The organism is Ralstonia sp. UBA689 (assembly GCF_002298975.1).
Classification (GTDB): domain Bacteria; phylum Pseudomonadota; class Gammaproteobacteria; order Burkholderiales; family Burkholderiaceae; genus Ralstonia.
The window spans coordinates 68813-81892 of record NZ_DBMV01000047.1; the positions used below are offsets into that span (position 1 = coordinate 68813).

Below are 13080 nucleotides of genomic sequence, written 5' to 3' on the forward strand. Positions count from 1 at the left end.
CAGGGTCCAAGAGGCAGCCCTTTTACAGCGTGTGCTGGCCGCTGGCCTCTGGCTGGAAGGCGACGCGCTCAATGCGCAGCGCGTGCTTGGCGCCGTTGGGTGCCGTGTACTTGACTGACTTGCCCGCGCGCTGGCCCAGCAGTGCCGCACCCATTGGCGAGAGCACCGACAGCTTGGCCGAGGCGACGTTGGCCTCCTCCGGGTAGACCAGCGTCCACTCTTGCATCGCGCCGGCATCGTCGACCACGCGCACCACCGAATTCATCGTCACCACATCGGCGGGAATCTTGTTACCCGGCACGACGTTGGCACGGGCGATGAGGTCGTCAACGAGGTCCGCCAGCGGCGAGCTGCTGCCGGCACGTGCGGCGGCATTTTCCAGGCGGGTGAGGTCGAGTTCGGTCAGGTAGATGACGGGTGCGGACATGGCGATCTCCTACGGAATTGTCTTGAACACTAGATGAAGCCTCCGCCGATGGCTTTCCGGGCCAGGAGGACGGCAAGAAGACCAGCGAGCGCGAACGCTGGCCGGCGGTGATACCGAACTGCAGGTGTGGGGTGGGCCCGGCGGCAACGTGCCGCTAGGGCACTAGGGCAACCGCCGGGCGGCGGCAAGGGCCGCGGTCATCGCCTGGGCGGCGTGCGGCAGCATGCGTGCCGCACGATTCGAGCGCACGGCACGGGAAGACGAAACGAAGAGGAAGGCCGCAGCCATCGGCATTGACGTCATGATGAACGGCGCCTCAGACGAGCGGCCTGCCGGCCAGCTTGTTGCGAGCATTGGCAACCGCGGCGGCAAACTGCGCGTGGCCGTGCCAGCCGGTCGCCCGACCAAGCTTCTTGCCACGGTGGAAAAACAGAAACACCGGAATGCCGTGCAGGCCGAAACGCTGACCCAACTCGGGATGTTCATAGACGTTGGCATGCAGCCAATGCAGCCTGAGCGAGCGCACAGGTTCCGGCTGCGCGAGCATGGCCTTCTTGGCCATCTCGCAGTTAAAGCAATTCTCACCCCAGAAGAACACGCAGGCGAGCGCATCGCCCGCGGCCGCAATGGCCGCGTCGATGGTCTCGCCGTTCACCTCGCGCATGCCGAATACCGCGAACGCGGTCGTATCGACCGGGATCGCGGTAGGCGCATGCGAGGTGGAGGTGTGCGGGGTTATGGGCAAAGCAGCTTACTTGGGCGCAGCCACCGTCACCAAGGCCGGGCGCAGCACGCGGTCGGCCAGGATGTAGCCGCGCTGAAGCACGTTCACCACGGTGTTGGCTTCCTGATCGGCCGGCACCATCGAGATGGCTTGATGGCGATGCGGATCGAACTTTTCGCCCACCGGGTTCAACTCGGTCACGCGGCCCTTCTCGAAGGCGGCGTTGAGCTGTTTGAGCGTGAGCTCGACGCCCTCGCGCTGCTTGGCGACGTCGCCGGACGTGTCGGCCAATGCAGCCTGCAGGCTGTCCATCACGGGCAGCAGGTACTCCGCAAAGCTCTCGATGGCGAACTTGTGGGCCTTGGCCACATCTTCCTGCGCACGGCGGCGAATGTTCTCGCCCTCGGCCGTGGCACGCGCCCAGTTTTCGTAGTTCTGGCGAGCCTTCTCTTCGGCGGCTTCCAGCTGGCGGCGCAGTTCGGCGACGTCCACGTCGGCCACGGCGGCTTCATCACCGGCGACGGCCTGGGCATCTGCGCTGGCGCGCTGGGCCTGGTTCGAATAGGCGTTGGCGGCCTGACCGGCAGCAGACGACGGGGTCGGCTGGGCGGCTTGCGTGTCCGGGTTCGAGGGAGTTTCCGAAGTGTGTTTCATAGCGCTGGATAAGGGGATCGATGCACGACATGTGCCGGCCGTCGATTCCATTGGATTTCACAAACGATTTCTCCCCAATATGGGGCATTTGGCGCGCCTTTCAAGGGCGCCGGATGAACACCGCATGCACGGAAACTGTGCACCGTGCATCACGAAATATCGCGTTACAACTTTCATCTGACTGCAACGGCACAGCAATTGCGACGCCTCAGTCGGCCGCCTATGATGCAAGAAAAATCTGGGGGGCGCGAGCTTCTTCGAGGGTTCGTACCATGCACAAGCTGCCAGTTCTGACCGTGCTTCTGCTGTTGACCCTGACGGCAGCCACAACGTTCATTTGCCTGTCCGGCGCCGTCACGCCACATTACACGGAGTACGGTAGCGGCAAGGCCGTGTTCAAGCACTACCTCAGCAAACCGCTGCAAATGCAGCAGATGCCGCGCGGCCTGAACCTGCCAAGTTAGCACACACTCGCCGCTAATCGCCCAATTTGTCGATGCGCCGCCGGTCCCGCTTGGTAGGTCGACCGGCAATCTGCGTGGCAGGTTCCCGGTACAGCTTGCGCCTGTCGATCTCTTCCTCCCGTTTCAAGCGGCTCGCCTCGGTTTCGGCGTAGAGCGTTTGCGCAACCGTGGCCGGGCCACGCACTTCGGCCAGCGCCAGCACTTCCAGCTCCCACTGCTGCTCGTGTGCGTAGACCCGTACGCGGTCACCAATCTTCACATCCTTGGCTGGGCGGACCGGCTGATCATTGATCTGCACGCGGCCGCGCTCAACGGCGTCGGTCGCCTGCGAGCGCGTTTTGAAGAAGCGCGCCGCCCACAACCATTTGTCGATGCGTACGCGGTCTGAGCTGGCGGTGCTCACCTTCATGCGGCGGCTCCCTTGCTCTGGGCGCGTGTACGGCTGGCTTCCAGCACGTGCGGGTGCGTAAGCGTGAGCGGCCAGCCCTGCAGATGCGCCAGCGCAATATCCGCAATACCGGCGACCCATGCTTCGCTGTCGTTCAGGCACGGAATGTAGTGAAAATCCTTGCCGCCCGCGACGCGGAAGGTGGACTGCCCTTCCATGGCGATCTCTTCCAGTGTCTCCAGGCAATCGGCCGGGAAACCCGGGCAAAACACGTCGACGCGCTGAGTGCCGACGCGGCCGAGTTCTTCCAGCGTGGGCGCGGTATAGGGCTGCAGCCATTCTGCGCGGCCAAAGCGTGATTGGAACGTGACCAGGTACTGCCCGGGCTGCAGGCCGAGCGCCTCGCCCAGCAGGCGACCCGTCTTCAGACATTCGCAGTGGTAAGGGTCACCCAGTTCGAGCGTGCGGCGCGGCACGCCATGGAACGACAGCAGCAGCTTGTCGCCGCGCGCAAAGTCCGGTGCGCCGTGCTGTGCCCAGTACGCCCCCACCTGCTGATGCAGTGCGTTGATGTAAGCGGGATCGTCATGGAAATGCTTCACCAGCCGCAGTTCCGGCTGATTGCGCATCTCGCCCAGCACGCGAAAGACCTCATCAAACGCGGTGGCCGTGGTGGTGCAGGAATACTGCGGATACATCGGCAGCACGAGGATGCGCTCCACGCCCTGCTTGCGCAGTGCCTGCATGACGGAAGGGATCGACGGATTGCCGTAGCGCATCGCGCAGGCAACCACCACGTCGTGGCCCTGCGCATTCAGCAACTGCTGCAGTGCGTGCGCCTGGCGCTCGCTGTAGACGAGCAGCGGCGAGCCCGTCTTATTGGCCTCGCGCAGCCAGATGCTTTCGTACTTGTGCGCCGACGCGCGCGAGCGCAGCGGCAGGATCAGCACATTGAGAATGAACCACCACGCGGCGCGCGGAATCTCCACCACGCGAGGGTCGGACAGGAACTGGCGCAGGTAGCGGCCGACCTCGCGCGGCGAGGTGCCGTCCGGCGTGCCGAGATTGACCAGCAGGATCGCCGTGCGATCAGGCTGGCCGTGCTGGAACAGGGGTTCGGGCAAGAAGGGCATGGGACGCGGCTTCGCGAATGTCGCGGATAACCCGGCCGATTATACGAGCCGTGTCATCGCGCCATCCTTACACCGCCACCGCACCGTCCTTGACCACGCTCACGCAGGGGTTGAGGCCCATCGCATATGCCAGGTCCGCCGGCCGGTCGATGCGCCACAGGGCGAAATCCGCTGCACAACCCGGGGCAAGCACGCCACACCTGCCTGACAAACCGAGCGCTGCGGCTGCGTGGCGCGTCGCGCCGGTCAGCGCTTCCAGCGGCGTCAGCCGGAACAACGTGCAGGCCATGTTCATCGCCAGCAGCAGCGACGACAGCGGCGACGTGCCCGGATTGCAGTCGGTCGACACCGCCATCGGCACGCCGGCTGCGCGCAGGGCGGCCATCGGCGGCAGACGCGTTTCGCGCAGGCAGTAGAACGCGCCAGGCAGCAGCACAGCCACCGTGCCGGCTTGCGCCATGGCGGCAACGCCTGCATCGGTCAGGCATTCGAGGTGGTCGGCAGAGAGGCCGCCGTAGCGGGCGACCAGCGCCGCGCCGCCCTGGTCGGAGAGCTGTTCGGCGTGCAGCTTGACGGGCAGGCCGAGGCGCTGCGCGGCATCGAACATGCGTGCCGTCTGCACGGGCGTGAAACCGATCGTCTCGCAGAATGCATCGACGGCATCGACGAGCCCCTCCGCCGCCAGCGCGGGCAGCACTTCGGCGCAAAGATGGTCGATGTAATCATCGGCACGACCGGCGAATTCGGGTGGCACGGCGTGCGCACCGAGGAAGGTCGTGCGTACGCGCACCGGCAGCGCCTGGCCGAAGCGACGCGCGACGCGCAGCATGCGGCGCTCGGTCTCCAGATCCAGGCCGTAGCCGGACTTGATCTCGACGGTGGTGACGCCCTCCGCGCGCAGCGCGTTCAGGCGCGGCAGGCTGGCTTCAGCGAGCGCATCTTCGCTCGCCGCGCGTGTGGCGCGCACGGTGGAGAGGATGCCGCCACCCGCGCGCGCAATCTCTTCGTACGGCACGCCATTCAGACGCGCCTCGAACTCGTTGCTGCGGTTGCCAGCGTAGACGAGGTGCGTATGGCAATCGATCAGGCCGGGCGTAAGCCATGCACCGCCGCCATCGTGCTCACGCGTTGCGCTGGCGCCAGCGGGCAGATTCGCACGCGCACCGAGCCACGCAATGCGACCGTCCTTGACGGCGATGGCGCCGTCGCGAATCTCGCCGTAGCCGTCGGCATCGGCCGTCAGCGTGGCAAGGTGGACGTTCGTCCAGAGCACATCCCATTGCGTGTCAGCCATGAGCCGCTCCTTGCTGGGCGATGCCGTCAGCCACGCGCGCGACCAGACGGGCGGCGACGCGTGCCGTATGGTTGTCGATATCGAGCGACGGGTTCAGTTCTGCCACATCAGCCAGGCGCAGCTTGCCGGAAGCGGCCACGCAATCGACGATGGACTCGATCACTTCCATCGCCACGCCGCGTGCGGACGGTGCGCTGACGCCGGGCGCAATGCTGGCGGGCAGTACGTCCAGGCACATGGTCAGGTAGACGTGATCGACGTCGTTCAGGAACGCTTCGACGGTCTGCAGCACATGCGCGAGACGCAGGATGTCCATCTCGTCATCGTGCAGCCAACACACACCGAGCTGGCGTGCTCGCGCAAACAGCGCCTCGGTGTTGGCGTAAGTGCTCACGCCCAGGCAGGCGTAGTTAAACGACCAGCCGCGCCGTTCGCAGTCTTCGGCGATCTGGCGGAACGGCGTGCCGGAACTGCCGCGCTCGCCCGCACGCAGATCGAAGTGCGCATCGAGGTTGAGGATGCCGATGCGTGGTGCCGATGCGTTTGACTTCGACTGGCCCGCCAGATGCCGCGCCAGTCCGCCGAACGACGCCCATGCAATCTCGTGCCCGCCGCCCAACGCGATCGGAAATGCACCACGGTCAAGCAGATCATGCAGCACACCGGACAACTCGCTCTGCGCGTCTTCAAGCGCATCGCCCTGGCACGTCACGTCGCCTGCGTCGACGACCACACGGCCGGCACGTGCGGGCAAGTTCGCGAGCATCTTGCGGATGGCTGCCGGGCCCGCCTGTGCTCCGGTTCGCCCGTGGTTGCGCGCGACTCCCGCATCGCAGGCGAAGCCCGCCAAGGCGACGGTGTTCGCCAGCGGCGTCGATGCATCGATGCGGCGCACGGTCTGGTGCCAGCGTAAGCCCAGCGGGCCCTCCTCCGCGTCGACGCGGCCTTGCCAGACGTTCGGTTCAGCTTGGGCGAGCATGGTCAGACGAGTGCGAGTTCGCCCACGTGCGCGCAGCACGAGTCGCCAAGGTCGCCGTCGAGCACAAGGCGGCGGGCGGCTTCGATGTCGGGGGCAAACAGGCGATCTTCACCGTAGTACGCCACGCGTGCGCGGATGCAGGCATGCGCCTTCTGCAGCGTGTCGGACGTCGCCAGCGGCTTGTGAAAGTCGATGCCCTGCGCTGCCGCCAGCGCTTCGATGCCGACGATGGTGGCGGTGTTCTCTGCCATGTCCTGCAGACGTCGGCCAGCAAAGGTGGCCATGCTGACGTGGTCTTCCTGGTTGGCCGAGGTCGGCAGACTGTCGACGCTGGCCGGGTGGGCGAACGTCTTGTTTTCCGATGCCAGCGCAGCGGCTGTAACGTGCGCGATCATGAAGCCCGAGTTCAGCCCCGGCTGCTCGACAAGGAACGGCGGCAGGCCCGACAGCGTGGAGTCGATCAGCAGCGCGATGCGGCGCTCGGACAACGCACCGATCTCGGCAATGGCCAGCGCCAGCATGTCGGCGGCAAACGCCACCGGCTCGGCGTGGAAGTTACCGCCCGAGATCACCTCGCCGGCCTCGGCGTAGACCAGCGGGTTGTCGGTGACGGCGTTGGCTTCGGTGAGCAGCGTGGCGCCCGCCTGACGGATCAGGTCGAAACACGCGCCCATGACTTGCGGCTGGCAGCGCAGGCTGTACGGATCTTGCACGCGCTTGTCGCCCACGAGGTGCGACTGGCGGATGGCGCTGCCGGCCAGCAGGTTGCGGTACACCGCAGCGGTGGCAATCTGCCCGGGCTGGCCACGCACGGCGTGCACGCGCGAGTCGAACGGCGCATCGCTGCCCTTGGCGGCATCCACCGACAATGCACCCGACACGGTGGCGGCTTGCAGCAGACGCTCGGCCAGGAACAGGCCGTTGAGCGCCAGCGCGGTCGACACCTGCGTGCCATTGATGAGCGCCAGCCCTTCCTTGGCGGCCAGCGCAATCGGCTCGACGCCGGCAGCGGCCAGCGCTTCGCGTGCAGGCTTGCGCACGCCGTTGACACGCACATCACCTTCGCCCAGCAGGGCCAGCGTCATATGCGCCAGCGGCGCCAGATCGCCCGAGGCGCCCACCGAACCCTTGGACGGAATGCACGGGACAATGCCTGCGTTCAGCAGCGCTAGCAGTGTGTCGATCACCACACGGCGCACGCCCGAATAACCGCGCGCCAGGCTCGCTGCCTTCATCAGCAGCACCAGTCGCGCCACGTTGTCGCTCAGGTCTTCACCCGTGCCAACGGCGTGCGACAGGATCAGGTTGCGTTGCAGGCGCTCCAACTCGTGCGTAGCGATCTGCGTTTTGGCCAGCAGGCCGAACCCGGTGTTGATGCCGTAGGCCGGCGCGCCCTTGGCGACGATGGCCTGCACCGTGGCCGCAGAGGCTTCGATCGCGGCAGCGCAGTCGCCCGACAGCGCGACGGGCGTCGGGGCAAGCCACACGCGGCGCAGGTCGGCAAAGTTCATCTCGCCGGGTTGCAGCGTGAGGATGGGGGGCGTGGTCATGGTGTTCATAAGAATCTGTACGTCTGTCTCTTTAACTTAGCCGATCATCGGCAGGTTCAAACCATTGCGCTTGGCGCAGGCGATGGCCGTCTCGTAACCGGCATCGGCATGGCGCATGACGCCCGAGCCGGAATCGTTGACGAGCACGCGGCCGAGGCGCTTCGCGGCAGCCTCGGTGCCATCGGCAACGATCACCACGCCCGAGTGCTGCGAGTAGCCCATGCCGACGCCGCCGCCGTGGTGCAGCGACACCCACGTCGCGCCGCCGGCCGTGTTGAGCAGCGCGTTGAGCAGCGGCCAGTCCGACACGGCGTCGGTACCGTCGCGCATGGCTTCGGTTTCGCGGTTGGGGCTGGCGACCGAGCCGGTGTCGAGGTGATCGCGGCCGATCACGATCGGGGCTTTCAGTTCGCCGTTCTTGACCATCTCGTTGAAGGCCAGGCCGGCAAGGTGGCGCTCGCCCAGACCCAGCCAGCAGATGCGCGCGGGCAGGCCCTGGAAGGCAATGCGATCACGCGCCATGTCAAGCCAGCGATGCACGTGCGTGTTGTGCGGGAAGAGTTCCTTGATCTTGGCGTCGGTCTTGTAGATGTCTTCCGGATCGCCAGACAGCGCCACCCAGCGGAACGGACCCTTGCCCTCGCAGAACAGCGGGCGGATGTAGGCCGGCACGAAGCCCGGGAAGTCGAAGGCGTTCTTCACGCCTTGGTCGAACGCGACCTGGCGGATGTTGTTGCCGTAGTCGACGGTCGGGATGCCCATGGCCTGGAAGGCGAGCATGGCCTGCACGTGCACGGCGCACGACTTCGCGGCCTCGTCGGTCAGGCGGGCGTGCTGCGACGGATCGCGTTGCGCAGCACGCCATTGCTCGACCGTCCAGCCGACCGGCAGATAGCCGTTGACCAGATCATGCGCCGAGGTCTGGTCGGTCACCAGATCCGGCTTCAGGCCGCCGGCGCGGGCACGCTTGACCAGCTCCGGCAAGATTTCCGCCGCATTGCCGAGCAGGCCGATGGACACGGCCTCGCCGCGCTCGCAATGGTGGCGAATCAGGTTGAATGCATCGTCGATGTCCTTGGCCTGCTTGTCGAGGTACCGCGTACGCAGGCGGAAGTCGATGCTCGACTGCTGGCACTCGATGTTCATCGACACAGCGCCAGCCAGTGTTGCGGCCAGCGGCTGTGCGCCGCCCATGCCGCCCAGGCCCGCCGTGAGAATCCAGCGGCCGGCAAGGTTGCCGCTCGTCCCCTCGGGGGACCGCCCTTGCGCCAACAAGGGCGAGGGGCTGTTCGAATAGTGCTGGCGGCCGGCTTCGGCAAAGGTCTCGTACGTGCCTTGCACGATGCCCTGGCTGCCGATGTAGATCCAGCTACCGGCAGTCATCTGACCGTACATGAACAGGCCCTTGCGGTCCAGCTCATTGAAGTGCTCCCAGTTCGCCCATTTCGGCACCAGGTTCGAGTTGGCGATCAGCACGCGCGGCGCATCCGGGTGCGTCTTGAACACGCCAACCGGCTTGCCGGATTGCACCAGCAGCGATTCGTCATCGTTCAGCTCGCGCAGCGTTTCCAGAATCTTGTCGAAGCAGGCCCAATCGCGCGCGGCACGGCCGATGCCGCCATATACGACGAGGTGCTTCGGGTTCTCGGCCACGTCCGGATCGAGGTTGTTTTGCAGCATGCGGTAGGCGGCTTCGGTCAGCCAGCTCTTGCAGTGCAGCTCGGTTCCGCGCGGGGCGCGGATCTCGCGCGAGGCGTCGTAACGCGGGTCGTTGGTGAGGTGGGCAGCGTTGGTCGGGGCATTCATGTGAGGTCTCCTGCAAACTCCGATGGCATGCAGCGCATCCTATGTTGTATATACAAATAACGCAAGAGAACTTTACAACCTGCGGGCAAACCCCGATCATGGACACCGATCATTCGTCACTTCTGCCCAGCCAAGTCGCCTGTATGCCACCCGAGCCGTCTGCCGCCACGCCCGCCTTCCAGCGCATCAAGGAAGACATCCTGTCCCGCATTCGCAACGGAGAATGGAAAGAAGGCGAGATGATTCCAGCCGAGGTCGCGCTCGCGCAGACCTTTAGCGTGTCGCGCATGACAGTCAACCGTGCGCTGCGTGAGTTGACCGCCGAGCAGATCCTCACGCGCGTGCAGGGGCTGGGAACGTTCGTCGCGCAGCAGAAGTACCAGGCGACGCTGGTGGCGATCCGCAACATCGCCGAAGAAATTGCCGCACGTGGTCACAAGCACCGCGCGGAACTGCACAAGCTCGAACGTGCGCGCGCCAATGAAGCGCTGGCTGGCTTGTTCGGCGTGCAGGCCGGACACGTGCTGTTCCACTCGCTGATCGTGCATTTCGAGAACGACCTGCCGATCCAGGTGGAAGACCGTTGGGTGAATGCCGCGCTGGCGCCCGACTACATGGAACAGGATTTCACGCAGACCACGCCGAACGCCTATCTGATGCGCGCCGCCCCGCTGCATGGCGTGGAGTACGGCATCGAGGCGCGCCTGCCCCCGCGTGAGATTGCCGAGATGCTGCACATGGACGTGCGCGAGCCGTGCCTGATGCTGCGGCGGAAAACGCTCTCCCAAGGCCAGGTCGCGTCGGTGGCGACCATGTGGCACCCGGGTGGGCGGTATCAGTTCACGGGCAGCTTCTGAGTCCCAGCGGCACTAACTGCGGCCCTTCCAGGGCACCACGCGCGCTTCGATGGCGCGCATTGCGAGGTCGAACGCCCACGCAATCGCGCCGATCAGCACGATGCCCATCACCACGAGGTCGGTGCGCAGAAAGCTCGACGCATTGAGCACCATCTGCCCCAGGCCCACGGTAGCCGCCACCATTTCCGCCGCCACCAGCGTGGTCCAACCGAAGCCGATGGCGATACGCAAGCCGGTCAGGATTTCCGGCAGCGCCGCCGGCAAGATCACATGCCGCACCACCTGCGTGAAGCTTGCGCCAAGCGCATAGGCGGCGTTGATCTGCTCAAGCGTGGCGCTGCGCACGCCTGCACGCGCAGCCATCGCAATCGGCGCGAAGCACGCGAGATAGATGACGACAATCTTGGCGCGCTCGTCAATGCCCAACCAGATGACCACGAGCGGCAGATACGCCAGCGGCGGCAGTGGACGATAGAACTCGATGGGCGGATCCAGCAAGCCGCGCGCGGTGCGGGATACACCCATCGCGAGCCCGATCGGTACCGCAGTCACTGCCGCCAACGCAAAGGCACCGAACACTCGCACCGCGCTCCAGCCCAGATGCGACGCCAGCGGCTGGCCGCCTTGAATATCGCCATGCCAGGCATTGATGAACGCGCGCCCCACCGCTTGTGGCGAAGGCAGGAACAACGGCGGCACCCAACGGAACGTGGTGGCCGCCCACCAGAGCACGAGCAGCACACTCACCGACAACACGCTCAGCCCCAGCGCGCTGCCCTCGCCCGGCAAACGATAGCCGCGCAGCTTGCGCGCCGGCGTGTTGGAAGGCGACGCGGTGTCGACGGAAGTGCTCTCGAGCACGGCAGTTTCCAGCGCGCTCATGCGAGCAGCTCCTCGGGTGCATGATGGATCAGCGCCAGCACGCGCTCGCGCCAGGCAATGAATTCCGGCGACGATTTCACCGCACGGGCGTCACCGCCTGCCAGCGCCTGCCGCGAGAACGGCAAATCGAATGTCTGCACGATGCGCCCCGGCGACGGCGACATCACGACCAACCGCGTCGCCAGGAACAGCGCCTCCTCCACGTCGTGCGTGATGAAGAAGACGGTCGTGCCGGTGCGTTGCCAGACATCGAGCACCAGCGTCTGCATGGTCTCGCGCGTAAAGGCGTCGAGCGCGCCCATCGGCTCATCCATCAACAGAACGCGCGGCTCAGTCGCCAGCGCTCGGGTAATGCCCACGCGCTGCTGCATGCCGCCTGACAGCGCATAGACGGGCGATGCGGCATGCGCTTCAAGCCTGACCAACCGAAGCAACTCAAGCGCACGCGCATGCCGCGTCTTGCGGTCGACACCGCGCAGCTTGAGACCAAGCGCCACGTTGTCACGCACGTCCAGCCAGGGCATGAGCCCATAGCGCTGGAACACCACGCCGCGATCCGCGCCCGGGCCATCGATTTCGTGGCCGTCGAGGAGGATCTGTCCCGACGTTGGCGCAACAAAGCCCGCGAGGCAGTTCAGCAGCGTGGTCTTGCCACACCCAGACGCTCCCAGGGCAACAACGAATTCGCCGGCGTTGATCGATAAATCCACACCGTCCAGAGCGCGGGTGGTGCGGCTTAGCGCGTCGGTGTAGTCGACGCGCAAGCCACGCACATCGATACGGCTCATCGCGCTGCGGTGGCGACTGTCTTGTTGACAGCACCGGCCGCGCGCTGGACAAAGCGCGAGTCGATGGTCGCACCGTAATCTGGCAGCACCGTCTGGATCGTGCCCTGCGTCTTCAGGAACTGTGCGGTGGCGAGCAGCGATTGCGCGGCGCCCGACTGCGCCCCGCCGCCCAGCCAGCGCTTGGAGGCCTGCTCCGCCGCATCCGGGAAAGCATATAACGCAAGACTTGCCGGCACATCTGCCGCCGTCGCGCCCGAGGTCTTGGCCACCGCTGCCACCTGCGGCGACGTCGCCGTCCATGCGGCCTTGTTGTCGCGATAAGCGGCATCGGCCTTGGCCAGCACTTCGACAAACTTGGCGATGAACTCCGCATGGTCACGCGCGAACTTGCGATCTGCCACGAAGCCATCGAAGGTCGACTTGCCGGTGGCGGCGGCGATCTTGCCGGAGGTGGTTAGCACCGTGCCGTTCTTCTTCACCTTGGCGAGCACCGGATCCCAGATAAAGGCGGCATCGACATCGCCGCGGTCCCACGCGGCCGACAACTCCGGCGGCCGCAGGTTGATGACCTTCACGTCGCGCGGCTCCAGGCCCGCTTGTTGCAGCGCCACCAGCGCATGGAAATGCGAGGTCGACACATAGGGCACGCCCAATGTCTTGCCCTTCAGGTCGGCCACGCGCGTGACGCCGCTACCGTTGCGTGCGACCAGCGCTTCGGCATCGTTGATGTTGTCGAGAATCCAGAACAGCGACAGGTCCACACCCTGAGACACACCCGCCGCAATCGGGCTCGATCCAGCTTCGCCGATCTGCACTGAACCCGACGCGATGGCACGCACCACGTCGGCGCCGCTGGCGAGCTGGCGGTAGGTCATCTTGTAGCCGGTGGCGCGCTCGACCTCGCCGGTGGCTTGGGCGTAGCGCCAGGGCAGCACCATGTCTTGATAAGCGACAACAACCTCGCGCTCTGCCGCGCGTGCAGGAGCAGCCCCAAGCAGGGCGAACGAAATGGCCGCAGACATCGCCGCGGCCAGAAAACGGGAAAGGGAAGAACCAGCCATGAAAGACTCCGGCAGAAGAGAATCGCGCACATGCGCCGGAGTCGATTGTGAAAGACGGCAGCGTGGGCTGTCG

At 65.7% G+C, this 13080-nt stretch carries 15 protein-coding genes; 2 read left to right on the forward strand and 13 right to left on the reverse strand.

Annotated elements, in window-relative coordinates; all coding sequences use genetic code 11:
• Nucleotides 1-22 precede the first annotated feature (22 nt).
• The 4 genes from rnk to grpE form a co-directional block, all read right to left on the reverse strand.
• Nucleotides 23-427 (reverse strand): nucleoside diphosphate kinase regulator, encoded by a 405-nt coding sequence (gene rnk, locus B4F51_RS24165; protein ID WP_296229370.1) that lies wholly within the window; start codon nt 425-427, stop codon nt 23-25.
• Nucleotides 428-589: 162 nt separating this feature from the next.
• Entirely contained in the window at nt 590-730 is a 141-nt protein-coding gene (locus B4F51_RS24170; protein ID WP_296229371.1) for a hypothetical protein, read from the reverse strand.
• A 13-nt stretch (nt 731-743) separates the two neighbouring features.
• A complete protein-coding gene (locus B4F51_RS24175; RefSeq protein WP_296229406.1) occupies nt 744-1166 on the reverse strand; it encodes a thioredoxin family protein in 423 nt (140 codons plus the stop codon).
• 12 nt (nt 1167-1178) lie between these two features.
• Entirely contained in the window at nt 1179-1805 is a 627-nt protein-coding gene (gene grpE / locus B4F51_RS24180; RefSeq protein ID WP_296229372.1) for a nucleotide exchange factor GrpE, read from the reverse strand.
• Nucleotides 1806-2077: 272 nt separating this feature from the next.
• Here grpE and B4F51_RS24185 point away from each other — a divergent pair, with 272 nt between their 5' ends.
• On the forward strand, nt 2078-2269 hold the full coding sequence (locus tag B4F51_RS24185; protein ID WP_296229373.1) for a hypothetical protein: 192 nt from the start codon (nt 2078-2080) through the stop codon (nt 2267-2269).
• A gap of 13 nt (nt 2270-2282) precedes the next feature.
• Here the strand turns inward: B4F51_RS24185 and B4F51_RS24190 are convergent, their stop codons facing one another.
• The 6 genes from B4F51_RS24190 to hutU form a co-directional block, all read right to left on the reverse strand.
• Nucleotides 2283-2678, reverse strand: a complete 396-nt coding sequence (locus tag B4F51_RS24190; RefSeq protein WP_296229375.1) for an RNA-binding S4 domain-containing protein — start codon at nt 2676-2678, stop codon at nt 2283-2285.
• Complete coding sequence (gene hemH / locus B4F51_RS24195) at nt 2675-3790, reverse strand: ferrochelatase (protein WP_296229376.1); 1116 nt, start codon at nt 3788-3790, stop codon at nt 2675-2677. Before hemH ends, B4F51_RS24190 begins: the two co-directional genes overlap by 4 nt.
• A 67-nt stretch (nt 3791-3857) precedes the next feature.
• A complete protein-coding gene (gene hutI / locus B4F51_RS24200; RefSeq protein ID WP_296229378.1) occupies nt 3858-5084 on the reverse strand; it encodes an imidazolonepropionase in 1227 nt (408 codons plus the stop codon).
• Complete coding sequence (hutG, locus tag B4F51_RS24205; RefSeq protein ID WP_296229380.1) at nt 5077-6063, reverse strand: formimidoylglutamase; 987 nt, start codon at nt 6061-6063, stop codon at nt 5077-5079. The genes hutI and hutG overlap by 8 nt, the downstream gene beginning before the upstream one ends.
• 2 nt (nt 6064-6065) lie before the next feature.
• A complete protein-coding gene (gene hutH / locus B4F51_RS24210; protein WP_296229381.1) occupies nt 6066-7622 on the reverse strand; it encodes a histidine ammonia-lyase in 1557 nt (518 codons plus the stop codon).
• Between the two features lie 27 nt (nt 7623-7649).
• Complete coding sequence (gene hutU / locus B4F51_RS24215) at nt 7650-9419, reverse strand: urocanate hydratase (protein ID WP_296229382.1); 1770 nt, start codon at nt 9417-9419, stop codon at nt 7650-7652.
• A gap of 143 nt (nt 9420-9562) precedes the next feature.
• Between hutU and hutC the strand changes: the two genes are divergently transcribed.
• Nucleotides 9563-10276 (forward strand): histidine utilization repressor, encoded by a 714-nt coding sequence (gene hutC / locus B4F51_RS24220; RefSeq protein ID WP_296229407.1) that lies wholly within the window; start codon nt 9563-9565, stop codon nt 10274-10276.
• Nucleotides 10277-10288: 12 nt separating this feature from the next.
• On the opposite strand, the gene B4F51_RS24225 is transcribed toward hutC, so the two are convergent.
• The 3 genes from B4F51_RS24225 to tauA are packed head-to-tail and all read right to left on the reverse strand — an operon-like array spanning nt 10289 to nt 13007.
• Complete coding sequence (locus B4F51_RS24225) at nt 10289-11158, reverse strand: ABC transporter permease subunit (RefSeq protein WP_296229383.1); 870 nt, start codon at nt 11156-11158, stop codon at nt 10289-10291.
• Nucleotides 11155-11946 (reverse strand): taurine ABC transporter ATP-binding protein, encoded by a 792-nt coding sequence (locus tag B4F51_RS24230; protein WP_296229384.1) that lies wholly within the window; start codon nt 11944-11946, stop codon nt 11155-11157. The genes B4F51_RS24225 and B4F51_RS24230 overlap by 4 nt, the downstream gene beginning before the upstream one ends.
• Nucleotides 11943-13007 carry a taurine ABC transporter substrate-binding protein gene (tauA, locus tag B4F51_RS24235; RefSeq protein WP_296229385.1) on the reverse strand — a complete coding sequence of 355 codons (1065 nt, stop codon included), beginning with the start codon at nt 13005-13007 and terminating at the stop codon, nt 11943-11945. Before tauA ends, B4F51_RS24230 begins: the two co-directional genes overlap by 4 nt.
• Between the last annotated feature and the right edge of the window lie 73 nt (nt 13008-13080).

What these genes read in the sequence shown, in the direction of transcription:
- B4F51_RS24230 (WP_296229384.1), bottom strand. Translation starts at nt 11,946, where the DNA reads ATGAGCCGTATCGATGTGCGTGGCTTGCGCGTCGACTACACCGACGCG.
- hemH (WP_296229376.1), bottom strand. Translation starts at nt 3,790, where the DNA reads ATGCCCTTCTTGCCCGAACCCCTGTTCCAGCACGGCCAGCCTGATCGC.
- hutC (WP_296229407.1), top strand. Translation starts at nt 9,563, where the DNA reads ATGCCACCCGAGCCGTCTGCCGCCACGCCCGCCTTCCAGCGCATCAAG.
- hutH (WP_296229381.1), bottom strand. Translation starts at nt 7,622, where the DNA reads ATGAACACCATGACCACGCCCCCCATCCTCACGCTGCAACCCGGCGAG.
- hutU (WP_296229382.1), bottom strand. Translation starts at nt 9,419, where the DNA reads ATGAATGCCCCGACCAACGCTGCCCACCTCACCAACGACCCGCGTTAC.
- B4F51_RS24190 (WP_296229375.1), bottom strand. Translation starts at nt 2,678, where the DNA reads ATGAAGGTGAGCACCGCCAGCTCAGACCGCGTACGCATCGACAAATGG.
- hutG (WP_296229380.1), bottom strand. Translation starts at nt 6,063, where the DNA reads ATGCTCGCCCAAGCTGAACCGAACGTCTGGCAAGGCCGCGTCGACGCG.
- grpE (WP_296229372.1), bottom strand. Translation starts at nt 1,805, where the DNA reads ATGAAACACACTTCGGAAACTCCCTCGAACCCGGACACGCAAGCCGCC.
- hutI (WP_296229378.1), bottom strand. Translation starts at nt 5,084, where the DNA reads ATGGCTGACACGCAATGGGATGTGCTCTGGACGAACGTCCACCTTGCC.
- B4F51_RS24170 (WP_296229371.1), bottom strand. Translation starts at nt 730, where the DNA reads ATGACGTCAATGCCGATGGCTGCGGCCTTCCTCTTCGTTTCGTCTTCC.
- tauA (WP_296229385.1), bottom strand. Translation starts at nt 13,007, where the DNA reads ATGGCTGGTTCTTCCCTTTCCCGTTTTCTGGCCGCGGCGATGTCTGCG.
- B4F51_RS24185 (WP_296229373.1), top strand. Translation starts at nt 2,078, where the DNA reads ATGCACAAGCTGCCAGTTCTGACCGTGCTTCTGCTGTTGACCCTGACG.
- rnk (WP_296229370.1), bottom strand. Translation starts at nt 427, where the DNA reads ATGTCCGCACCCGTCATCTACCTGACCGAACTCGACCTCACCCGCCTG.
- B4F51_RS24225 (WP_296229383.1), bottom strand. Translation starts at nt 11,158, where the DNA reads ATGAGCGCGCTGGAAACTGCCGTGCTCGAGAGCACTTCCGTCGACACC.